This window comes from Pseudoalteromonas sp. Ps84H-4 (genome assembly GCF_024124645.1).
GTDB classification, from domain to species: Bacteria; Pseudomonadota; Gammaproteobacteria; order Enterobacterales; family Alteromonadaceae; genus Pseudoalteromonas; species Pseudoalteromonas lipolytica_C.
On sequence record NZ_JAMXSK010000009.1, the window covers coordinates 61899 to 86094 of the forward strand.

The following is a 24196-nucleotide window of genomic DNA, read 5'->3' on the forward strand; positions in this document are numbered from 1 at the left end:
GCTTTCAAAATCGATAAAAAGAGTGTTACAAACTGTAAAATCTTCAATTTAACTTAGCTACTAGCATGATATAATTTGCAAAATGTCTTAATTTGTCACCGTCATGATAGCAACAATAAGTCAACAACAAGTCGCATCTGAATTAGTCGCTAATTATTTAGAAACGATTAAAAAGCAAGGTTTTAACGGCGATACTGATGCAAGTTTCTCAACGCGTTTGAGCTTATCGACCGATAACAGCGTGTATCAACAAGTACCGCAGGGTGTTATCTTTCCAAAGTCAGCGAAAGATATACAACTGGCTATGCAAATTGCCTCTCGTGATCCTTTTTTATCACTGACTTTTGGCCCGCGTGGCGGTGGTACAGGTACCAATGGTCAATCACTAACTCCTGGCATTGTTGTTGATTTATCACGATACATGCGTGAAATATTAGAAATCAATGTCGAAGAAAACTGGGTTAGAGTACAAACAGGTGTAATAAAAGATCAACTAAACGACTTTTTACGACCTTATGGTTTTTTCTTTGCGCCCGATTTATCTACTAGTAACCGCGCAACAATCGGCGGAATGATAAATACAGATGCATCAGGTCAGGGCTCTTTGGTTTATGGCAAGACCAGTGATCATGTTTTAGGTCTTACAACTTATCTTGTTGATGGCACTGAAATGTCAACAACCCCCATGCCTATAGAAAAAGCTAAAGTAATTGCAGAACAAAACACCACGGTAGGTAAATTATATAAAACAGTTATCGATATTGGCCTTGATAATCGAGACGCAATTTTAGAAAAATTTCCGCGCTTAAATCGCTTTTTAACCGGTTATGATTTAGAACATATTTTTTCTGATGATTTACAGACCTTTGATATGAGCCGATTAATTACTGGTTCTGAAGGTTCGTTAGGTATAGTTACCGAAGCAAAATTAAACATTACGCCAATTGCTGAATTTAAGACATTAATCAACATTAAATACGATAGCTTTGATTCTGCTCTTCGTCATTCGCCATTCTTAGTCGCAGCAAATGCGACTTCTGTAGAAACAGTCGATAGCAAAGTACTTAATCTTGCTCGAGAAGATATTATTTGGCATTCAGTATCGGACTTAATAACCGATGTTGAAAACAAAGATATGCAAGGCCTCAACATGGTTGAGTTCAATGCGGTTTCACCAGAAGATATTAAAGATAAAGTTGAGTCCCTATGTAAGTTACTTGATAAATGTGTCGAAGAGCAAACTAATGGGGTGATCGGTTATCAGTTAACCAATGATAAATCTGATATTTTAAAAATTTATGCAATGCGTAAGAAATCAGTGGGACTTTTAGGCAATGTAAAAGGCAGTCAAAAACCGTTAGCTTTTGCCGAAGATACCGCTGTACCACCTGAAAACTTAGCCGATTTTATTGTAGAGTTTCGCGAACTGCTTGATAGCCATAATTTGCAATATGGTATGTTTGGTCATGTTGATGCTGGCGTACTACACGTACGACCAGCACTTGATATGTGTGATCCTGAGCAAGAAAAATTGCTTCGCCATATTTCAGATGAAGTCGTTAAACTGACTGCCAAATATGGCGGCTTAATGTGGGGCGAGCACGGTAAAGGATATCGTAGTGAGTATGGCCCTGAATTTTTCGGCGAGCATTTATTTACACAACTAAGAAAAATCAAAGCGGCATTTGATCCAAATAACAGAGTAAACCCAGGAAAAATATGTACGCCAATTGAAAGTAAAGACTCACTAGTTTCTGTTGACGATCAAAAGCGTGCCTGGTTCGACAAAGAAATTTCTATCGATGTTAAAACAGAATTTAATAACGCTATGACCTGTAACGGTAATGGCCTGTGTTTTAATTACGATGAAAAATCACCAATGTGTCCATCTTATAAAGTAACAGGTGACCGCCGTTATTCGCCAAAAGGTCGCGCAAGTTTAATGCGCGAATGGTTACGACTGCAAGAGTCTGAAAATATTGATTTACTCAATGTTGAAAATGATTTGATGAATGGTGAAGTAATTACTTGGTGGGAGCGCTATCAACATAGTCGCGATAAGAAAAAAGGCGTTTATGATTTCTCTCACGAAGTGAAAGAATCAATGGACGAATGCTTAGCTTGTAAAGCATGTACTACTGCATGTCCTATCAAAGTTGATGTTCCAACATTCCGTTCACGCTTTTTAAATTTCTACCATAGTTATTATGCACGTCCTGCAAAAGATTACCTTGTTGCGGGTATCGAACAAACAGCACCGGTTATGGCAAAGTTTGCAAAAGTTATTAATCCGATAGTAAATAGCAAGCTTGTATCTGGACTAATTAAAAATACCATCGGTTATGTCGATACGCCAAGTTTAAGCGTACCGCAACTTTCAAAACGTATTTCAAAAGATCAGCAATTCAATTTTGAATTACTAAATTCACTTTCCAAAGAACAACAAGCTGAATATGTATTGATAGTTCAAGATCCATTTACGAGTTTTTACGAAGCCGAATTAGTCGAAAGCTTTATTAAAGTCATTAAAGCGTTAGGCAAAAAACCGATGCTATTACCCTTTAAGCCAAATGGTAAAGCACAGCATGTAAAAGGATTTTTAAATGAATTTAAAACAACAGCAAAAAATGCAGCTGAGTTTTTAAATTCACTCAGTGAAATCAATGCACCTTTAGTTGGGCTCGATGCATCTTTGGTTATGTGTTACCGAGATGAATATGTGTCAATTTTAAAAGAGAACCGTGGAGATTTTAAAGTTGAACTTGCGCATGAATGGCTTCAAACGCAAGACTTCAAACAGGTTACTCTTGCCACTAAATCTGATTCACCATTTAAATTGTTAAGTCATTGTACTGAAACAACAGCTATGCCAAATGCATCTAAAGTTTGGCAAACCATTTTTGCTGATTTAAATTTACAACTAGATACGACTAGTACAGGTTGTTGTGGTATGGCAGGAACCTATGGCCATGAAAAACAAAACCAAGAAAATTCACGCGCACTTTATGAAATGAGTTGGCAGCCAATTATTTCTAATAATGAGCCTGAAACTATTTTAGCAACTGGGTTTTCTTGTCGTAGCCAAGTGAAACGCTATGAAAAATTTAAGCCAAAGCATCCACTGCAATTAATTGCAGAGCTACTTTAAAAAAAGATTTTAATTTAAAGTAAAAAAATTAAAGGCGCTTAATGCGCCTTTATTATTGGTAACTTTTTGCGATGGGTTTGGTGCTCATACCATGAATGAACACGCTAAATAAAATTGTTGTTAAAGTTACTGTAGCAATTTGCTCTTTGTTTGTAATTGCTGTATCCATCACCATTAAAGTAAAAACAATAGATGCCAAACCTCGTGGACCAAACCAAGCAAATGTAAATTTGTCTTTGAAATTTAGATTAGTAAACATGAGTGAAAGTAGTACCGGCACAATTCTAAAAATCGTCACACTTAATAGCGCATAAAAAACAATTGGCCAGGTAATATCATTCACAATTAAATGACCACATACAAAACCGAATAAACACCAAATTAGTAGCGCAACGAATTCTGCGATATGTTCAGAATCTTTAACTAATGTAGATCGAATTTTTTTAGGTGCTAAGTAATCGAATAAAAGTCCCGCTACAAAAACAGCAATAAAACCACTGCCATGAAAATTTTGTGTTAAAGAGAAAATGGCCATGACTAAACCAATCAATAAAAATGGACTGCTATTATTTGCAAAGTAATGACGTGCTAATGCAATTTTTAAAAGTGGAATAAAGACGGCCATCGACACGCCGGCAATAACAAGCGCCACGCCTAACTCTCGTGTAAAAACAAATAGAGTATCAAGCGTTGTTACAGCACTTTCTGGATTTTGAGCTAACAAAAGAAGAACTAAAAATATTGGAACACAAAGCCCGTCGTTTAAACCGCTTTCTGTATTTATTCCTTCTCGAACTTTTTCAGGTACAGAAGTACATTCTAAAATGCCTTTACTAAGCGCCGCATCAGTGGGCGTTAAAATAATAGCGATCAAGGCAGATTGAAAAAGTGACAACTCAGAAAAGAAAAATAATCCGCCAGCAACACCCAATATTAGTGTCATTGGTAAAGCAACAAACAGTAATAGGCTAGGGTATTGAAAGCTATGTTTCAATACAGGCAATTTTGATTTCGCAGCATCGGTAAATAAAAAAATACTTAGGGTTAATTCAACCAAAGGCAAGATGTCACTGAGTCCTGCTTCTCCTAACTTAAATTCGCTCGGCAAAAAATAAGTCATTGCGATACCAACAAAAACAAAAAACATTGGACCAGTAATTTCAGTTCGCTCTAGCTGACGAATTGTCAGAGAATAAAATAACAGGGCTAAACCAACAATCGCTAGTATTGTATATTCCATTAAACTTTCCTTTTTATTCCAGACTTTGCGCGTTCTTTTATATTTGTTTGAATATAAATTTGGTCTGTTGTGGCAATTTTGGCATGGCCTAAATCTTCAGATAAATGTTTAAGCGGCCTTGTTTGTGCATCGTGTGTTGCACCGGTATGTCGTAACCAATGTGCCGTCGCCGCTTCAAGTTGCTCAGCATCATCTTTAAAGCCATCGTCTAATAAAGATTGTTTTGCTAAATCAAAACTTTGTTGAACTAAACGTCGAATTTGCCTAACAGTCATACCACCTTTACCACGAATTTTATGAACTAATGGCTCCGATTCATCAACTCGGGGCAGGGCAGGTAAACCACGGTAAAGCCTATAACGTTTTAAATAAGTGATAAAATCTTCACTTAAAGTTACATCACGTAATTTATTACCTTTACCCATAATTCTTAAAAACCAAAAGCCATCATTGTCTTGCCAAAAATGCGACATAACCGGCGACCACTGTGGTCTTTCTGATAACTCAGAAATTCGTAAATACAATCCTTTTAAGCAAGCGAGTGTGAATAAATTTCTTTCTAAATCAGGTTGTTGTTCACATAAATCCCGGGTAACACCAAATACATACTCCCATTGAATATCACTGAGCGTATCTGGAATTTTAATCTGTGATTGCACAACTAGGTAAGGGCTGTTCTTTTTTACTACCGGTACAAAATTAGCAAAGGTTTTTTCTTCTAAAATCGCAAACTTATAAAATACATTAAGTGCAGTAAACATTGCAGCAAGTGTTTGTTGGCTTGCAATATTTTCTTTATTTATAAAAGGGCGCCAATTTGAATTTAATCGCCTGATACCTTGCTCATCTTTATAACGCCATTGCACCGAATCTGATAACCAAGCAGAGTCGGGATCAACCATGAAATCTACATAAGCTTCGATATCATCTCGTTTCAGATCAAATACTGATTTTTCAGCAACTAACCATGACCATAAACAAAAACGTTCAAGCTCATTTCGAAAGCGATTAAACGTCGCTTCAGATTTCCTGCCATAAACGTATAAGAATTGATAAACGAAACTTAAGTCATTTTTTGATTCAGCAACAGTCAATCCAACCTGATGTATAAACGTATCAAGTTCAGGATATTCTGTTGCGAGAGTATCATCTTCAAGATGGGCAATTTGGTAGCGAAGTTGTTTGAGTGTATCAACGAGAGCAACGAGCATAATATATAAATATCTTGTAAAATAACTAGTTATAAGATTACCATAAAGTCCGATACTGTCTAGTATTGGACTTAACATATCTGAAAATTAGTCTATTATATAGGTATCATTTTGCCATACGAGTATTCAAGGAATTAAGTATGAAAAAGTTATTAATCATTACCTCTGTTATTTTAACAACGCTTTTAACGGGTTGTGCCACAACAGGTAGTGCATCACCACAAGAAAAACGTGCATTAGTTCAAAGCATGAGAACTAATACACTTAACAAATTATATGCAGAAAAACCTGATGTTAAACAACAAATTGCAAATTCTGCAGGTTATGCTGTTTTTGATAACGCAAATGTAAATGTTGTTTTAGCAAGTTTCGGTGGCGGCTATGGTGTTGTAAAAAATAACCTAACAGGCCAATCAACTTACATGAATATGGGCGAAGCTGGTTTAGGGCTTGGTTTAGGAGTAAAAGACTTTAATGTAGTAATGGTCTTTCATAACCAGTCTGCATTAAATCGCTTCATTGAACATGGCTGGACCTTTGGTGGTAACGCTGATGCAGCCGCAAAATATGAAGATAAAGGTGGAGCATTAGTTGCGGAAGCTATTGCTGATCAAGTTACTGTCTATTCATTAACCGAAAATGGCCTTGCTTTGCAAGCTGTACTAAAAGGCACAAAATTTTGGGTAGATTCTGAACTGAATTAACTAAGTAAAGACCCTTCTAATAGTGGGCTAGTTAGTAACCTAACGTCCACTTTTTATTATTTTAGTCAATTTAACATAACATAATTTATGAGCTATCTACGATACCGCAAAGGCGGGGTCGCTACTTGACCAGTAAGACTCGCAGCTGCAAGGATTCCCGCAATACACGCAGCGCTAATCTTTTTTACAATATCAGACCAGATCTTACCTTCTTCCTTCGATTTTGATTTTTCGATAGCAAGTTTTAGTAAAGCTTCTTTTTGATCCATACCAACAATATTAGCAAGATTAATACATTGGTTAGCTGTTAAATGACGTTTGCCCTGTTTAATCTGAGTCAGGTTTCCAGAGTTAAATTCAGCAAAGTCTGAAACAACTTGTTTGTCCTGAGTATAACCTTTAAAAATTTTATATTTTTCAATTAGTTCGTAACTAAAGTTCATAGCGTTCTCCTCACTTTTTTAATTATAACTTTAAATGTTGATAAATAAAAAGTTGACAATTGTCAAAGATGACAATTACACTTCGACAAATTGTCAATTTTGACAAACGATAATTTTAACAAGGAATACGGATATGAGTTTCACTAAATTACATGAGCTAAACCAAACTTTATCTCAATATTTACTCGATACATTCTCAATCGATATTCCTGACCCAGTTACTCTAACTATTTTTTTCGGCCTGTATTTGTTTGTAATCATTGCTGCGCTTTTGGCTATTAACGAAACACTTAAAGATTCATATATGGATAGTAAGGATTAGACCATGTTTTTTTATAGACTAGTCCCATTCCTTGGAATGTTTTCAATATATTTAGTCACTTCAAAGATTGATACTCTTGAATCTGCATCCCTTAATTTGTTTACTGGTATTGCAATAATTATCTGTCTTTTGTTAGAACTTGCTTTTCAGTCACTACGATTATATGTGAAATACACTTCTACCTCTGAAAATCGAGGTGAAAAATAATGGCTGCGCTATCATCTACCCAATACGCTCAAGTATTCCCGTTAAATGCTGCAATGAATTTAACGGCAAATTTGCACCCTGCAAACACGGCAAAAGACGTTTTCGAGAACTTATCGAAACCAATGAAAGAACGTTTTTTCGACTATCAAACTTGGCGAAATCGTATCTTTGAACGTCATTCTAACCTTGCTCACATGCTTAGTACGGGCTATTTTTTAGCTGAAAAATTCGGCAATTTAGCCGATGCAAACGCCCGTTTAAAGCGTGCTGATGAAGCGTTAAAACTTGGAAATGTGAAGTTTGGACACATTAATTTATCCGTTTCTGATGATGAACTTTGCGATATTGCAGAGCAAAAAGCTCGCTATTGCGAGCTTAAAATCGCTAAAAATGGTCATAACTTGCATGTATTTGTACAATTAAAAGAATTGGCAAATTCATTTAATATCGATGCACCGGTTCTCGTTTCACCTTACTGTTCAACCTTATCAGCAACATCATTAGTTGGCGCACTTAACCGTTTTGCAGACCCTATTTGGTGGCGTAGAAAATTACGAAAAATCCAAGCTGTAACCATCGAACAATTAGCGCGTGATTTAAGACTCGTTCACAAAAAAGCGAGTGCGTATGTCTCACAACCAACCATTCAAAACCGTCGTGATAGAAAACGAAAATCAGAACAAATCATGTCTGATTTATTTGTTGTTCCGAATGAATCAAATCCATTTGAAGAATTTGAAACACTCCAATCTATCATTGAACGTTCGCATACATCGGGCAAACAACAAGCAGCCGAACTCATGGTTCGTATTCGTGGTTTTGAAGAACTGGCCGACATGCATGGCCATCGTGGTGAGTTTTATACTTTATCAGCGCCGAGTCGTTTTCATTCAGTACACCATACAGGTATACCGAACAAAAAATATAACGGCTCTACACCCCAAGAAGCACAAGAATATTTTAACGATATTTGGAAACGTGCCCGCGCCATATTCGCTAAGCAAGATTTAAGACCATACGGTTTTAGAGTTGTAGAGCCACATCATGACGGTTGCCCACACTGGCACATGCTTTTATTCATGGAAAAAGGTGATGCAACTCAAGTACGTAACATACTTAGAAAGCTTTGCACCCAAGATACACCGGACGAATTCAAATCAAAAACAACCCGCTTTAAAGCAATAGCCATAAACAAAAATAAAGGCTCTGCTGCTGGTTACATTGCTAAATACATTACCAAAGCTGTTACTGGTGATTGCATTGATAAAGTCACTTGCTCTCAAGCTGGTGAAATGAACGTACTCCCCGCTGATGCCGCCGAACGTGCATCAACATGGGCAAGCACTTTTAACATTAGACGCTTTCAACAAATCGGTGGTCCATCTGTCAGTTTATGGCGTGAACTTAGACGACTAGGCCAAGGCGAACAAGGCAAATGCGAGGTTGCTAACGCAATGAAAACCACACTAGATACAGTTTCAAAATATGCCTTAGAAAAGGTTCGTCAAGCTGCTGACTCCTCTGACTGGAAAGCATTTTGTTTAGCAATGGGCGGCGTACAAGTTAAACGTAAAGACCAAACGTTAAGACTCCATTACCAGATACCTGACATTGTTGACCAAATCACAGGTGAGATTAGCCGAAGCGAAACCCAATCGCCCTACTTTGCCACCAAATACGGCGACCAACCAGCCAACCGTATTTTAGGCGTGGCATGGGATGCCGTTGTTGTTATCACTCGTCGCGGTACGTCACAGATTTTGACTGAAACAGACATCAAAGCTCAGCGCAAAATCATGATAGGCGTATCAGAGCAGATTCAAGGCTGGCATGACGATGGTCGTTTATTCGAGCCAACCAAAGAAGAAATGCAATTCCTAGAAGCATGTGTTTTAGAAGACTATCAAAACATGTGTTTGTTCATGGATTACGAAGCACTGGCAGGCAACATTATGAGCGATGAAATCGCGAACTTGGACTTGTGTCATTAACTGTAACTTTTAATTTTAAGACCACTCATTAAGGAAATTTATTATGAATATTGAAGGCGCAATTACGGATTTAGCACCAGTAAACCGCACTGACGATAAAGGTGCCCCACTCCCAACTACCGCAGAGTTTAAACTTCACACGAAGAACCCTGCACAAATTCTGTCTGTAAAAGTCTCAGCTGACCAATACACAGACGGCACTTACAAGTTGTTAGAGCAAATGCAATCAGACCCGAACGGCTGGGGCTTAAAACCTGTTTTACTCAATATCGAGTATTACGAAGGTGCAAACGTTGCTCGCCAGATGGATTGGAAAGGTTTCCGCTTACACAGTCTACCAACTGAAAGTAAGCCTAAGTAATTTTCGGTATGCCGCAGATTTACCCATTAATAAAGGATCTCATTATGGATTATCAGACACTCATTGTTACAGCCATTATGCTTGGTTCATTTTATGCGGGGTTCATCAGTGGAAACCGTTAATAGTATTGACCCATTACTCGCCAAGATAATTGGGTCAGCAATTCTTTGTTGGTTAACAGGTTACTGTACTGGCAAAGTTTTTCATTTCGTGGCGGAAATATTTAAAAAGGCGTCACGTTCACATTAAATATAAAAGGAATACTCCTATGAAAAAACTACAAGCTGCTGTGATAGCAACTTTCGTAACTGCTGGAGCTACTTTAAGCTCTAGCGCTCATGCTGCATTAGATGAAGCAACCGTAACAGCAATTCAAACTGAGGTACTTGGTGATGTGAGTACTGCAGTTCAGGCTGGTTTTGCAGTGCTTGCTGTTGTTCTTGCATCATCTATCGGTTTCTCTCTGCTTGGTCGCTTTATCTCTAAAGGCGCTAACGGGGGCTAACCTCTCCTAAATTGGTGGGGCTTGTCTCCACCTTTCCCAATTTATAGGCGCGACTATGCGAATACTAATATTTATATTGGCGCTTACAAGCGCTTTTTTTGTCTATTCAGAGCAGCCAGATTTAACAGATTTAAAAAACCCTAAATTAGAGGCTATTTATAAATTTAGATGTGGAATAACTTCTGATGCCCCTGTTGTTTCTTCAGAATCTGATGATATTGCTGCATGCCAATCAATTTGGACACCAAAAATTCAATCAACAATTGATACTCACTTATCATCAGGTTTTTATGCTAATGCGGGCGCTATTATTTGGACGTCCTCCAACTATTATGAGTATTCATACACACTTTGTCGTTATGGTGACTGTGGCACATTCGGAAAAGGTGAGACTAAAAAGGCTTCTGGCTCTTTTGTTGGTTCAAAAATTAGTGAAGAGTTGTTTTATAGCTGTCCACCTGACAATGCACCCTTATATAGAATTGCCGTACCTAAAAATCCCACACCAGAAGAAGACCCAACTTTTATGTGCGCCAAACCTTTGGATGATGAAGAGCCCGAGCCCGAACCAGAGCCAGACCCTGATTGCCCTGCACCAACCGAAAATGACCCGTTTGTATTTGGTACAGGCCAACAACGAACAGTCTGTTTTAATAATCCGGATGGTTCACAATGTTCTATCGAGTCCGATTCAAACGGCGGCTATCGTATGCCTGCATCTTATGGTTCCCAAGAACCTGTTGCTTGTACTCAAGTAGACCCGACTGACCCAACAGACCCTGATGATCCAACAGACCCTGACGACCCAACAGACCCTGATGACCCAACAGACCCTGATGACCCAACAGATCCTGATGACCCAACAGACCCTGATGACCCAGACCCGACAGACAATACAGACCAAACAGAAATTATTGATGCGTTAAATCAATCTAACGATAACTTAGATGCAATTAACAATAATTTGGTTGATGGCCTAGACGAATCTAACGGCTTGCTATCGGATTTACTATCCGCAGTTGAAGAGCTTATATCCGGTCAAGGTGATAGTAATAATCACCTACAAGATATATCAGATAATACTTCAGAAATTTTAGATGTTCTTCAAGATGACGGTGGCGAACAACCTGACTGTATTGGTGATTTGTGTGAACAAGATATCGAATCTGAACTATCCGATTTAGACCAAGAATTTCAAGATTGGATGGAAGAAGATGTAAAAATAGCCCCAGAAGTAACCACCTTAACGGGCAAATTTAAATCATTTGTGAGCCAAAATTTTGCTGGATTTACGGGGAGCTGCCAACCTTTCACACTTGATGTTTCGGTAGCTGGAAAGCCTAAAACTATTACAGTCTCTCAACATTGTGAGCCATACGAAACTTATTTTAAACCACTTGTTGAGTGGCTTATTTGGACGTTCACAGCCATCGCGCTATTGAACATTTCGTCTCAATCTTTCCGTGCATTTTCTAGCATTTAAATAGGTGATTTATGCCCGCAATTTTAGCAGCAATTCCCGCCATACTCGCAGGCTTAGCCGCGGGTATTTCTTCAATTATAACCACACTCTTAGCCAAATATGGCCGCAAAGTCGTTATCGGTACAATTTTTATAACTGTCTATACCGCTGCCCTTGTTGCATTTGTATCGACATTAAACAATGAGTTTTCGGGTTTACTTCGCTCCTTACCTAATAACTCATTTTCATTAGCAGGTTTATCCCTTGTTCCTAACAATGCCATTACCTGCGCAACTGTTGTTGTATCAGCTAAAGCTGCACAAATGGTGTTTTATTTTACGATTGGTGTTTTACGTTCTCGACTTAAGGCTTAATTATGGCATCTGGTAAATTTATAGAGGGCGTAAAACGCTCAGGTAAAACTAAATACGCTGTCGACTTAATTAACGATTACCTTAAACGTGGTCGAAAAGTCGCAACAAATCTTGATTTATTTCTCGATAAAATGCCCGTTCAAAACCCCCATGTAATCAGATTACCCGACCACCCACGCAGTGAAGATTTGCATGCACTGGGTGTTGGTTACGAAGAACTTGAGCAAAGCGATTCAAACTATGATGAATCGAAAAATGGTTTAGTTGTTATCGATGAATTATTAACACACTTGAACTCACGTTCTTTCAAAGATAAAGACCGTTTAGCTATCGTATCTTGGTTTGTTCAAATGGGTAAATACGGTTGGGATTTAGTGCTCATAGGTCAAGACTTTGAAGGTGTTGATAAACAACTACGAGATACGACGATTGACCAACTAGTGTCTGTTAAATCTGGTGTTAACTACTTTGGTTTTGGCTTTATCAATGCGGTTGTTCAACGTGTATTTTCAGCGCTCCATATACCTAAATTTTCTGTTGCCCGTTTCTATGATGGTAAATCAAAAACACGTAAAGCTCACGGTTATCAATTCTATATTAAAGATTGGACACATGCCTGGTATAACACCGCACAGAAATTTTTACCTGATGTAATGACAGCTAAAGACGGTCGTTTAGTTGATATGCGCGCCATGTATTCAATGGTGCCAACTGAACAACTTAAGAAATGGTATTTAGTCAAAGACCGCGTAAACGAAGTTATTGAACAGAAGAAAGCCGCAAAAGACAAAGACCCCATACTAAAAACATGGCATAAACTCGCCCTTTTTGCCCTTGTTGGTTATCTCACTTATTTATTTTATCCCTCTGGTGCAAATTCAACTGAATCAACATCAACAGCAAAGGCCAGTAGCGATACACCAAAGCAGCAAGCAAATTCACCTCAACAATTACCCGATATTCTTGATGGTGTGTATATCACCTGCTCAGTCATATCAACAAAGCAAAACTCAACATATTGCTTTGAAAAAAATGGCACACCATTTTACCCAAGCTCAATAGATGCGGTGGTAAATGTTGTATCAGCCTGTACTGCAAAAGTTAAGTATATGGACTCTGAATATACTCTTCATTGTTTGCCTTATCGGGTCGAGTCCTATTCAGCGGCTAAGCAAGAAAATTCACAAAACCAAGACTTACTAGCCGCCAATTAGCCCAAAGTCACGCCAGCGCTTGCCGCGGCTGACTTTGGGCTTGGCGGCATGGCGTAGCCATGTCAAACATTCCAGAAAATCAGCAGTTCATCGAGAATCTGTTTCCAATTTATAGACGGTTTATTATGGTCGGATATCAATTCAATAGTGATGCTAAACGCACTGTAAGTATCAGTTTGTATTCAAAAAAAGTTGATTGCCTTCTGATAAACCAAGCTGAGTTAACGACACTACAGCAGCCAAGGCAAACACCCTCCCCTCAAAAACTAATAGGGGGGGAGCGAAACAACTTACACCGATACCAAGTGTGCATTGTGATTTTTAACAAAAGGAGTAAATCATAATGAGCAACTTTAAATTGCAGTTCGTTACGCTATTCGGATATGACTACGCTAAAGGCGCTAAAGAACTCGGAGTAAGTGAACGACAAGTAAGGAGATATGTAAAAGCTAACAAAGCGAGCAAACCAGTCGAAAAGTTACTTTGGATAATGTATCGCGGCTACTTACCTGATACTGGGCCATGGGCAGAATGTAGTATTTCATATCATAACAATGTGATGACTACACCTTGGGGTAAAGTAAAACCATCAGACGTACAATTTGTTCATCGTTACAAATGGTCAGCTAAAGAACATGAAAGTATGTACAAAAAACTTAAATCTGAAACAAAAGTTCAAGATAAATATTTATTTGACCTACAAGAGCAATTACTGGATATTGTAGGTTACATCTCATCAAAAACAGTTAATAAACAATAAAAAAGGAGTTAATATGAATGAGCAATTACCAAATGATGCACAGGATTCTGGGGATATAGTTCTTGGTGACGAATCTACAAGTAAAGCAATATCATTTCAATTAGCACAAGCTTTTTATAACGAATTGACAGGTAAGTCAGAACGTCTTACTGAAGATTATGACCATCCCTTCATTCTAACAATTAATGATATTGAACAGTTAAATAATTTAATAACACAATCTACAGCCCAGTTTACAGTAGTTTCAAGTAATTCAAATTTTGCCATTAAATACTTGAATAATTCTTCAGAACGATTTAGTTCTATAGAAAGATTAAAACTACACGCAGGCACTAAAAGTCACCCCGTAGAAGAGGTTTTTTTGAATTACTCTTTTTTGTTTGTTTTACCACAAGTAAGAAAACCTCAAGAGTATAAGGTTAGCATTCGGTTGGTTTCTAAAACAGCAAAAGTAGAGAGCATGAAAAAGCATGTTCAACACCTTCCTGTTTCAATACCTTTGTCACAGTTTGAAAAGAAATTTACCTGCAAAGTTATTGTTGATTTTGTGGATGTAACAGTTGCAACTAATTTTATGTCAATTGTTAATTCTTGGGTTAACAACTTACATCCCACACAATCTAGCCTTTTCCTTAAGTCTCTCACTAAGATATCTCACATCTTCCCATATGTTTGTAAGTATGGATTATTATTCGCAGGTTCATTTTATGTGTATTCTGAAGTTCCAACATATTTTACCTCGCCTGAACCAGCATCGACGTCGAAATTCATTCTTCTATCGTTACTTTTTGTTTACATGCTACTTAAGTTTGGTCAAAAATTAGGTAGAAAAGCTGAGAGAAGTATTGATAATATTTACCAACAATCTTATATCAATTTTTCCAAATGTGATCAGCTTCTTTATGAAAATTCAGCATCGAGTATAAGACTGAGTGTTCTTAAGTCTTTTTTATATATTACTACCACAATATTTCTTGGTGTGACCTCTTCAGTGATTGCCACTTTCGTTTTAAACTCAGTCTAAAAGTCAACAACTTGTGCTGAGATTAATTTTAGCGATAAAATTTTATACTGTTAACTTAGCCTGTGATAATTACATCAAAATTACGAGACTAGGGACGTCAGATTGTCAATCGTGACAGCAGCACTAATTATCTAATAAAAAAGGGCTTTTTGCCCTTTTTTAAATTTTTACGTACCGTAATTTATGGGCTGTTATTGATATTTTAATTTTTACGTATAATTATTCTATCAACCAAGCAATCAACATCATCTACATTTTTAATGTGTTAATCATTTCATCTGTGTTCATAGATGAAATAGCTATGTTTTTATCAACCCTTTAAAAACTAAATTTTAAGCAATCTATTATCTCGCATAAGTTCAGATAAGAATGCCTTTGCTGTGCCATCAAGTTTCTTTGCTGTTTATTACACTGTATTGAGTTTTTTAAAGCAATACAGCTTTAAAAATGCTACAAAAATAGCGCTTAATGTCAGCGACGCTTTCAAAGTTTTCACCAATCCTTTTAAAGGATTGGTTATAAAAATCATGATAGCAATGTATAAACAAACGTAAAACCCAAAATAAATACTATAAGAAATTTCATATTTTTAAATTTCCAACCTTTTACCTTTCTGATTTATCACCCTATTTTTAAAGTTTTATTGATTTTAATACTTGCTATAAATAAAAGTATATATATCCGAATTCTAAGATATTTCAGATTTTCTAATTTTCAGCGAATACCCATTAAAAAATCAGTCGTTTGATTTTAATATGTATTACAACCTTAATCTCGATTTTATAAATATTACTATCCATTTTTTAGTATCTTCAACAGGAGCTCATATGAGAAAAATTTTCTTACTAATTGTAATTGCTTTTGGAGCTTGGGCATTCTATGCAAATAATTACGGGGAAACTTCTGCTGTCGACACAATACAGCAGCAAATCATTGAGCCAATTCAAAATAAATATACGCATAAAAGACAAACTGATATTTCACAAGAACCTATCTATACATGTGATGGTAGGAAATACTGCAGTCAAATGAACTCTCTAGAAGAAGCTGTTTTTTTTATGCGTAACTGCCCTGATACAAATTTAGATAAAAATTTTGATGGCATTCCATGTCAGGATGAACCAAGGTTACATAACCGCTAGTATTTAAATATAATTAATCTTGCTACACCAACGACTCTTGTTGGTGTAGTTAAATAACCATCTCTGAGCATTTAAATTCTAGTCATTTAATCTACCAAAGATTCCAGAATCCAACGTTAAACAAAGCCAAAATTCACTTAAACACGCTTGACACCTTTGATTTAAGTAAATCACTTTTCAATTTGTAATTTTTTTAATGTTGCGTGATTTATATTAATCTAAATAATTCAACAAATGAGAAATTTCCTACTTCTTTCTAATCAATTTACCGCTACATTATGTAATTAAATTCAACAACTTGCTTTAAATTGATTTTTTAGTAATTAATTAAAATCTCAAATCTTAGTTTAGTTTCTTGTACAAATACCTCCTCTATTTCTGATTTGGATAATTTAAACGTGAAAATTGATAAAACAAACAATAAAGAAGTTAAATTTTCAGATTCTGACATTTTGCTTTCAACTACCGATTTAGATAGTTACATAACATATGCAAACCAAGAGTTTTGTAATATTTCTGGTTTTACATTAGCTGAAATGGTTAATCAGCCTCATAACCTAGTACGCCACTGTGACATGCCTAAACTTGCATTTGCTGATTTATGGCAACACCTACATAACGGTAGATCTTGGATGGGCCCTGTTAAGAATCGTTGTAAAGATGGTAATTACTATTGGGTTAATGCATTTGTTACCCCCATCAAAGACGCGAGCGGCCAAACTGTAGAATACCAATCTGTACGTACAAAACTTAATGATGATGTTTTAGCTAGAGCAACTGAAGAATACGAAAAGATTAATAAGGTTTCTAACTCAAAAGCACTGAAACAGCCTTTTGATTCAACTTTATATTTATCATGGTCTTTATTTTTAACTTTAATTCTTTCTTTTGTGCTTTTATTTACAAGTGGATTTTCTGCAGTATCTTTATTATTACTTTGCAGTTTAGTTTCAATAAATCTAGGTTTGTTTTTTTGGCGAATGAAATATAAAGCGCTCATACAAAAAGCAAAATGTATTTACGATAACCCTCTCATGGCTTATTTATATTCTGGTAGTAATGATGAAATTGGTTTTTTACATTTAGCTCTTGAAATGCAACAAGCAAAGTTAAAAGCTGTTGTTGGTCGAGTTAACGATGTGACCATGGGTGTAAATAACAATGCCCAGCAATGCGCTGATTCTGGGTTAGCTGTAACAGAACTTTTGACCAAACAAACTGATGAAGTTGCGCAAATTGTTGTTGCTACAGAGCAAATGACTGCTTCAATCAATGAACTTTCATCGAGTACTACAGCGTCTACTCAAGCTGCTGAAGCATCTAAAAAATCAACAGAACAAGGAGTAACTTCTGTTCACCAAACTATTGATTCAATTAGTGAATTAGACAAAAAATTACACATTGCTAGTGAACAAGTGGTCGACCTTATTGAGGGAAATAAACATATTGTTGCAATTTTGAATGAGATTAATGCAATTGCTGATCAAACAAATTTATTAGCGCTTAATGCTGCAATTGAAGCAGCAAGAGCAGGTGAACATGGACGCGGATTTGCTGTTGTCGCAGGTGAAGTACGTGCCCTTGCCTATCGGACTCAACAATCAACAGAAGAAATTAAAACTGTCCTCAATCATTTAACTGAGGCTTCGCAACAAGCACAGCATGCGATGTCTGATGGCCTTGCTTTGTCAGCTAAAAGTGTTGAACTTGCTCATCAAAGTGGTGATAGCTTAGAGCATATCAAAGCACAATCAGTGAAACTGAGTGAACTTAACAGCATTATTGCACACGCAATGACTGAGCAACTAACAGCAAGTCAACTGATTGCAACAAACATAACCTCAGCACAAGAATTTACTCTTGAATGCACTGAGCTTGGCCATACTTCGCAACAACTCTGTGCAGCATTATTGAACAAGGTTAATGAACAAACAGCGCTAGTTAATCAGTTTAAGTAATAATTTGAATTTTTGGCTCTATAGGGTGCTCACAAAGCTTATCGAAGGCTTCGCCAAGGCGCTCTGTTTCGCTGAGCACTTGTCGCCAGTATTTAATACGTGTGTCAGCATCGAGTTCGGTGAAGTCAGTTCTATCGGGGATCTTGCCATAAGGTAATGACGCAACAAACTCAGCAGATGGGGTGATCATAACCACTTTGTCATAGTTTTTTGGTGTAATTCCGCGCTTTAAACTTTTATCAAACCACCCTGCTTTTGGTTTGTTATTAAAGTGCGGATACAAGATAAGCCCATCATTATGAATATTTAAATCAAAGTGATAATCGATGATACCACCATCACGATACATCCCTGGTGGTGTTCCTGTTATATTTTTAATACCTTGCATCACTAACGGAATAGAGCCTGAAGCAAGTAAAGCATCTGCTAAATTATCTTCGCTTAGCTCAATAGTATGGGTATTGAAGGTATTGTTATCTGAAAATGATAACTGGCTATCTGAAGGTTGAAACACATAACGCTCATACTGTTTGTTTAAAAAGCGTCTGTTTAATCTATTCGCTAAGTAACTTTTAGATAAACCCATTAACTGCATCAGTTTGTTTTCTGAGGCTACAAACCCATTCGATTTTGCAACAATAAAGTGGGCTTTAAAAACGGGGTTATCTATGATTTCTTGAATGCCGTTTTCAGCAAAAACAGTGCTTAATAACTCTCGTGCTTTTGTCGTTATTTCTTCAGGCTTTGCTTTATTTGATGAATAACGTGTTTCAGAGTATGACTTTGCTAATCGCGATATTGCTGCAACGGGGTCATTTTGAGCAAAACATGCAGCTCTAAATGCGCCAGCGCTTGACCCTAATAAGTTTAATGTTGTGTTTCGTTCTTTAAAAAACTCACCAAACAAATATTTATCAAGACCAAATAATGTAAACCATTTTGGACCACCACTCGCCCCTAAAAATGTGCTAAATAGGTCTGGTGTCATTCCTTGTTCTTTAATCGCTTTTGCTGCGCTTGGGCCTGCGTAAATATCTATCATGTGCAACTGCTTTTTGGTTATTGTTATCGGTTATTTTCGCCAAATGCCCAGTTCCGTTTGTCCTTGTACTTTTACTTTATCAGAATCAAAACTAGGCTCTTGTCCTGCTTCTCGTTGACTATGGTAGTCTTTAGTAACAGATAAGATAGTTGGCGTTAAGCGTATGATAGCGATAACATTCACCACTGTCATTAGGCCAAGTGCTATATCAGCGAGATCCCATACTTGTTTAATGGTCGCCGAGGCGCCCCAAATCATCATTGATAAATATAAACTGGTATAAATACCTCGACCAAGTTTATTATCTAGCTTAAATAAGTGCAGGTTACTCTCTGCATAGGCATAGTTTGCAACCACTGAAGTAAACGCAAATAAACAAATCGCAGCCGCTACAAAGTAAATGCCACCAGCGGCCATGTGTGCTGTCATCGCAGATTGAGTTAAACGTATTCCTTCCATTTCGCCGCTTATATCAATATCAGCTAATAGAATAATGACGGCTGTACAACTACACAGCACAATAGTGTCGAAAAACACCCCTAGCATTTGAATGTAGCCTTGAGTGACCGGGTGATTGGGTACTGGCGATGCACAGCCTGATGCGTGTGGCACACTACCGGCACCCGCTTCATTCGAATAAAGCCCGCGCTGAATACCGTTTTTAATTGCTGCGCCCATAGCTCCTGCGCCCGCTTCTTGTAAGCCAAAAGCCGACAGTAAAATATCTTCAATCATGGCTGGGACTTTGCCGATATTAAGTAAAGTAATTATGATGGCGGCTAGAACAAATAAAATCCCCATCACTGGCACGATACGTTCAGCAAAACGGGCTATAGCTTTAAAGCCACCTAAAATAATTGAGCCTGCCAGTATTGTGATTACAATACCTGAATACAATGTTGGAATTTCGAATGCGTAATTGAGGGCATCAGTTATGGTATTTGTTTGCATGGCACTGAAGGTAAAGCCATAACCAAGAAACAAACAAAAAGCAAAACACACTGCCAGTGCTCTGCTGCCTAGCCCTTGCTGGATATAATAAGCAGGCCCGCCCCTAAACTCACCGTTGGCATCCCTGACTTTATACACTTGCCCGAGTACGCTTTCTGCAAAGCCAGTAGCCATGCCCAAAATGGCAATGACCCACATCCAAAATATTGCGCCACTGCCACCTAACGAAATTGCTACGGCAACGCCTGCAAGGTTTCCTGTGCCTACTCGTGCAGAAAGGCCAGTACATAAAGCTTGAAATGAACTGATTGAGTTTTTATCGGTGCTGCTACTTGACTTTAACAAGCTAAACATATGGCGAAACTTAACCAATTGAATTGCTTTTAAGCGTACCGAAAACCAAATTCCAGCAAACAGTAGAATATAAATAAGAATTTGGCCTTCTCCCCAGAGAAGACCATTTATTGTCGATACCGCAGTGTTAAACATGGCAAGCCTTTATTGTTCTTTTAGATAAAAAATCACAAAAAGTGAATAGCTAACCACTTTAACTTTATTTACGAATATCTCAAGTAGGCAATGGGATTAATTAACTGTGCATGCTACCGACTAATTTAGCAGTTGCTGCTGTAAAAAGGCACGACCTGCCGCTAAGCCTAATTTGTGATCAAAGCGCAGATCTGAATCTGTACTACCCAGCAACTTACTGCGTAGTTTATCACCTGCAAAAATTTGCGTGATCCGCGCATCACTTGGTGGGTTAGCGATAAAGTCGAGTTCGTCTTGATAAGCTTGTTCATGCTGAACTAAGTAATCGATTGTTTTAGGGCAATAGCCAGAAACGCGAACAAATGATTTAAATTTATTCACCCACTCCGACTGAATTTGAAAATCTTGGTCAACGGTACGAATTACTACAATGTCCCGTGCACCACGATTATAAGCTTCTTTAACTGGCAAAGGTGCTGCTAAGCCGCCATCTAAATACATATCATGAACTAAATCAGTATTCGAACTTTGAATAATAGCATCATTAGCCGCTTTGGTTGTCATCCAAGGCGTTAAGTTCACACCATCTTTATACAAAAACGGTAAAGCGCTTGATGCCTTTAACAGAGCTAACCATTGCGTATCTTCTCCATTTGGGCTCAAGTAATACGGTTTACGATCTGCTGCATTTGTGGTTGTGATCAACAGTTCGCGATTACCTAAACTTTGAGTCGCGGTTTTAAAATCAAGGGCACGGTTTACTTCTTTGGTTTTTTCAAAATACCAATCAAGATCAACGATGCTTTTTCCGATAAGACCTCGGCCAAGTTGAAAGAAACGCTTATGGCGCGAAAGACCTCTAATTAAACGCTTTGCGTAGCCTTTTTGACGCGCTAAATAACTCGTTAAATTTTGTGAACCAGCTGATGTACCAATGAATAAATCGAATGGATCGTAATTATTTTCTAACCATGCATCGAGTACACCTGCGGTAAAAATCCCACGTTGCCCACCACCCTCAGCGATTAATGCTGTTTTTGTTTGTGGCTCTACTGCGGCAATTGTTTGAGATTTCACGGTGCACCTTCCTAGGGTTATGATTAATAAATGTATTGTATTAAGTTAAATCCAATCCTTAAAACGGAATAATTAAATCAATTCAATCTAAAAAACCGTTTATTAAATAAGTAACAAGTTTTTATAAAGGCGCGTAATCGACTAATCACGCGCTCAAGTAGTGCAATGGCTGTTTATTTCATAATACTTGCTAGTATTTCCAGCGCATGCTGCCTGTCACTCAATTCATACAGGTCATTAGTAAAAATAAACTCATCAACCTGTAGCGTTTGTTTAATCATACTCAACTTATGCTTAACGCTCGCTTGACCGCCAACAACTGAAAGCCCTAAAAAGCTCTCTACTTGCATTTTTTCTTGTGCTGTCCATAACCCTTCCATAGTTTGAACTGGCTCTTTTAGCCAAAGTGGCTTGCCACGCATAAGTGCCAAAATACGTTGTTTTGCTGTGGTTGCTAAAAGCTGTGCTTGTTCGTCTGTGTCTGCTGCAACAACAGGTAAGCCAAGCATCACATATGGCTTATCTAACACGTCAGATGGTTGAAATTCTCTGCGATATAATGCAATGGCCTCTTCAACAAAGCGCGGTGCAAAATGCCCTGCAAATGCATATGGCAAGCCTTTTTTAGCTGCAAGCTGTGCACTATAAAGGCTTGAGCCTAGTAACCAGATAGGTATATTAGTGTCTTCACCTGGGATTGCGCGTACTGGAGAGTCACCTTTATATGGGCCAAGTAAACCTTGCAGCTCTGTCACTTCATTTGCAAAGTGTTCTGCCCTTTGCTCGTCTCTGCGCAGTGCGCGGCTGGTAATTGGATCACTACCAGGAGCACGGCCTAGACCTAAATCAATCCTTCCTGGATATAAGCTTTCAAGGGTGCCAAATTGCTCAGCGACCACCAGCGGTGGATGGTTAGGTAGCATCACCCCACCCGCACCTACGCGGATATTCTGAGTTTTACCTGCTATATGACCGATCAGTACTGAGGTGGCTGCACACACAATACCACGCATATTATGGTGCTCTGCCATCCAAAACCGATTAAAACCAAGCTTATCGGCTGTTTGCGCATAGGTAACACTGTTAGCGAGTGTTTGCGAAACTGTTTCGTGCTCTTTCATTGGGCTTAATTCAAGCAATGAAAAAGGTGTATTTGTAAGGTCTGACATCCGCTCTCCAAAATTTAACTCTTTATAGTTAGTTAATGAGAGCGAATAGCTATTTTTCAAATGCTAATTAGGCACGGCTTTGTTGCTGTTTTTCCACCTTTAGGCCATCGGCATCAATACCACGCTTCCAATAGGCAGATGCAACAATGTGCTCACGGTTAATTTCAAAACTGCTTGTTACTAAACGGCGAATTACTTTTACCAAGCTTGCTTCTAGTGCCATAAACACCATTGGTTGCGTGTTATAACCTGCACATAAGCGTGTTACTTGGTCGAGTAAATCTGTTTCTGGTTCATCTGTAACTAGCCATTCAACACTATGTTGAGTGTGTGCTTTAATTTGTTCAAGCTCAATAATGTCAGCTTTATCAGCAACATGAATAATGACATCGACAGTGGCATCTTGCGGCAGTGCTTGTAAATAGCCATTGATTGCATTTACTGAGGTTAAATCTGCCAGCATTAAATAATGTGTTTGCGTGAAGTCTGTGAGTTTTTTAGGGCCCGGGCCTGCAATACCCACCTCGTCGCCAACTCTCGCATTTTGTGCCCAGTTAGTTGCCACACCTTGATGTTGGTTAACCACAAAGTCGAGAGTAATTGCACCGTTAGCAGGGTTAATTTCGCGAATCGTGTAAGAGCGCATTAATGCTGGGTGTTCAGCGTGTAAATCAAGTTCAACCTTAGATTCACCGGCATGAGGAAGTAGTACCTTTACGTACGCACCTTTTGCGTCTTGTGGAAAATTGGCAAACTCGTCTGAGCCAACGACAATCCTTTGTAGATGTGGGGAAATACGTGTAGTACTTATTACGTTTGCACGACGAACTTTTCTAGCCATGTTGGTCTCCTAGCTGGTTAAATTGCACAACGCCCCAATAGTTGATATAGTCAACTATACGCTTTTGATTGACTTTGTCAACTAATGCTAACTAGCTTAATTTAGGTGAACCATGCCACAAACCTCTCTTTCTTCTGCTTTATTTACACTGGCACAAAGTTATCGCGTCACTGTACGCAAAGCCATTAACGCCAACGAGCTGGGTCTTAATGCACTACATGTCCGCTGCTTACATATCATTGCCGAAACACAGCACTGTACCGCGAATGATATTGTTGCCAAAACGGGTCGTGATAAAGCACAAATAGCACGCTTAGTAAAAGAGCTTATAAAACTTGAACTGGTTTCTAAATGTGCTGACGAAAATGATAAGCGCTGTTTAATTTTATCGTTTACTGAACAAGGTAACGCTCTGTTCTCGCGCTTAGAAGTCGCTGAGCAAGAGGTTGATGCCAAACTTTGCCAAGGCTTAACTGATCAGCAAGTACGTGATTTTATCGATATAGCCACAACCATGATCAAAAATATCAATCACAACACCCCGTGATCTTATTGGCAAGA

The 24196-nt window shown here is 38.0% G+C and carries 22 protein-coding genes; 14 read left to right on the forward strand and 8 right to left on the reverse strand.

Going from position 1 to position 24196, the window contains the following annotated elements:
* Positions 1 to 103 precede the first annotated feature (103 nt).
* Complete coding sequence (locus tag NH454_RS09955; RefSeq protein ID WP_253038930.1) at positions 104 to 3148, forward strand: FAD-binding and (Fe-S)-binding domain-containing protein; 3045 nt, start codon at positions 104 to 106, stop codon at positions 3146 to 3148.
* 52 nt (positions 3149 to 3200) lie between these two features.
* Here the strand turns inward: NH454_RS09955 and NH454_RS09960 are convergent, their stop codons facing one another.
* Both NH454_RS09960 and NH454_RS09965 read right to left on the reverse strand, forming a co-directional pair.
* Entirely contained in the window at positions 3201 to 4388 is a 1188-nt protein-coding gene (locus NH454_RS09960; RefSeq protein ID WP_253038932.1) for a cation:proton antiporter, read from the reverse strand.
* Positions 4388 to 5599: a tyrosine-type recombinase/integrase gene (locus NH454_RS09965; RefSeq protein ID WP_135926623.1), complete on the reverse strand. Its 1212-nt coding sequence runs from the start codon at positions 5597 to 5599 to the stop codon at positions 4388 to 4390. Before NH454_RS09965 ends, NH454_RS09960 begins: the two co-directional genes overlap by 1 nt.
* A 140-nt stretch (positions 5600 to 5739) precedes the next feature.
* Between NH454_RS09965 and NH454_RS09970 the strand changes: the two genes are divergently transcribed.
* Positions 5740 to 6303 (forward strand): YSC84-related protein, encoded by a 564-nt coding sequence (locus NH454_RS09970; protein WP_135926622.1) that lies wholly within the window; start codon positions 5740 to 5742, stop codon positions 6301 to 6303.
* 92 nt (positions 6304 to 6395) lie between these two features.
* Here NH454_RS09970 and NH454_RS09975 read toward each other — a convergent pair whose 3' ends face one another.
* Entirely contained in the window at positions 6396 to 6746 is a 351-nt protein-coding gene (locus NH454_RS09975; RefSeq protein ID WP_135926621.1) for a DUF3693 domain-containing protein, read from the reverse strand.
* Between the two features lie 133 nt (positions 6747 to 6879).
* On the opposite strand from NH454_RS09975, the gene NH454_RS09980 reads away from it, so the two are divergent.
* From NH454_RS09980 to NH454_RS10030, 11 genes are all read left to right on the forward strand, one after another.
* Positions 6880 to 7068 (forward strand): hypothetical protein, encoded by a 189-nt coding sequence (locus NH454_RS09980; protein ID WP_135926620.1) that lies wholly within the window; start codon positions 6880 to 6882, stop codon positions 7066 to 7068.
* A 206-nt stretch (positions 7069 to 7274) separates the two neighbouring features.
* On the forward strand, positions 7275 to 9266 hold the full coding sequence (locus NH454_RS09985) for a replication endonuclease (protein WP_253038933.1): 1992 nt from the start codon (positions 7275 to 7277) through the stop codon (positions 9264 to 9266).
* Between the two features lie 43 nt (positions 9267 to 9309).
* On the forward strand, positions 9310 to 9627 hold the full coding sequence (locus NH454_RS09990; protein WP_240704561.1) for a hypothetical protein: 318 nt from the start codon (positions 9310 to 9312) through the stop codon (positions 9625 to 9627).
* A gap of 268 nt (positions 9628 to 9895) precedes the next feature.
* Positions 9896 to 10132 carry a hypothetical protein gene (locus NH454_RS09995; RefSeq protein WP_253038934.1) on the forward strand — a complete coding sequence of 79 codons (237 nt, stop codon included), beginning with the start codon at positions 9896 to 9898 and terminating at the stop codon, positions 10130 to 10132.
* A gap of 55 nt (positions 10133 to 10187) precedes the next feature.
* Positions 10188 to 11615 (forward strand): hypothetical protein, encoded by a 1428-nt coding sequence (locus NH454_RS10000; RefSeq protein WP_253038935.1) that lies wholly within the window; start codon positions 10188 to 10190, stop codon positions 11613 to 11615.
* 11 nt (positions 11616 to 11626) lie between these two features.
* Positions 11627 to 11968: a DUF5455 family protein gene (locus NH454_RS10005; RefSeq protein ID WP_135926615.1), complete on the forward strand. Its 342-nt coding sequence runs from the start codon at positions 11627 to 11629 to the stop codon at positions 11966 to 11968.
* Between the two features lie 2 nt (positions 11969 to 11970).
* Positions 11971 to 13182 (forward strand): zonular occludens toxin domain-containing protein, encoded by a 1212-nt coding sequence (locus NH454_RS10010; RefSeq protein ID WP_235381964.1) that lies wholly within the window; start codon positions 11971 to 11973, stop codon positions 13180 to 13182.
* Positions 13183 to 13525: 343 nt separating this feature from the next.
* Entirely contained in the window at positions 13526 to 13942 is a 417-nt protein-coding gene (locus tag NH454_RS10015) for a hypothetical protein (protein WP_253038936.1), read from the forward strand.
* A gap of 13 nt (positions 13943 to 13955) precedes the next feature.
* A complete protein-coding gene (locus NH454_RS10020) occupies positions 13956 to 14966 on the forward strand; it encodes a hypothetical protein (RefSeq protein ID WP_253038937.1) in 1011 nt (336 codons plus the stop codon).
* A gap of 827 nt (positions 14967 to 15793) precedes the next feature.
* Complete coding sequence (locus NH454_RS10025; RefSeq protein WP_235403975.1) at positions 15794 to 16108, forward strand: excalibur calcium-binding domain-containing protein; 315 nt, start codon at positions 15794 to 15796, stop codon at positions 16106 to 16108.
* Positions 16109 to 16506: 398 nt separating this feature from the next.
* Positions 16507 to 18066, forward strand: a complete 1560-nt coding sequence (locus NH454_RS10030; RefSeq protein ID WP_253038938.1) for a PAS domain-containing methyl-accepting chemotaxis protein — start codon at positions 16507 to 16509, stop codon at positions 18064 to 18066.
* On the opposite strand, the gene NH454_RS10035 is transcribed toward NH454_RS10030, so the two are convergent.
* From NH454_RS10035 to NH454_RS10055, 5 genes are all read right to left on the reverse strand, one after another.
* Positions 18059 to 19108, reverse strand: coding sequence for a patatin-like phospholipase family protein (locus tag NH454_RS10035; RefSeq protein ID WP_253038940.1), 1050 nt, complete (start codon positions 19106 to 19108; stop codon positions 18059 to 18061). The two genes, NH454_RS10030 and NH454_RS10035, sit on opposite strands and share 8 nt — an antisense overlap.
* Before the next feature lie 30 nt (positions 19109 to 19138).
* Entirely contained in the window at positions 19139 to 20548 is a 1410-nt protein-coding gene (locus tag NH454_RS10040) for an alanine/glycine:cation symporter family protein (RefSeq protein ID WP_138556539.1), read from the reverse strand.
* 120 nt (positions 20549 to 20668) lie between these two features.
* Positions 20669 to 21625, reverse strand: coding sequence for a patatin family protein (locus NH454_RS10045; RefSeq protein WP_135926606.1), 957 nt, complete (start codon positions 21623 to 21625; stop codon positions 20669 to 20671).
* A gap of 173 nt (positions 21626 to 21798) precedes the next feature.
* Positions 21799 to 22794, reverse strand: coding sequence for an LLM class flavin-dependent oxidoreductase (locus tag NH454_RS10050; RefSeq protein WP_253038942.1), 996 nt, complete (start codon positions 22792 to 22794; stop codon positions 21799 to 21801).
* A gap of 67 nt (positions 22795 to 22861) precedes the next feature.
* Positions 22862 to 23635 (reverse strand): siderophore-interacting protein, encoded by a 774-nt coding sequence (locus tag NH454_RS10055; protein ID WP_253038944.1) that lies wholly within the window; start codon positions 23633 to 23635, stop codon positions 22862 to 22864.
* Between the two features lie 112 nt (positions 23636 to 23747).
* Here NH454_RS10055 and NH454_RS10060 point away from each other — a divergent pair, with 112 nt between their 5' ends.
* Positions 23748 to 24182: a MarR family transcriptional regulator gene (locus tag NH454_RS10060; RefSeq protein ID WP_253038946.1), complete on the forward strand. Its 435-nt coding sequence runs from the start codon at positions 23748 to 23750 to the stop codon at positions 24180 to 24182.
* The last annotated feature ends 14 nt before the right edge of the window (positions 24183 to 24196 follow it).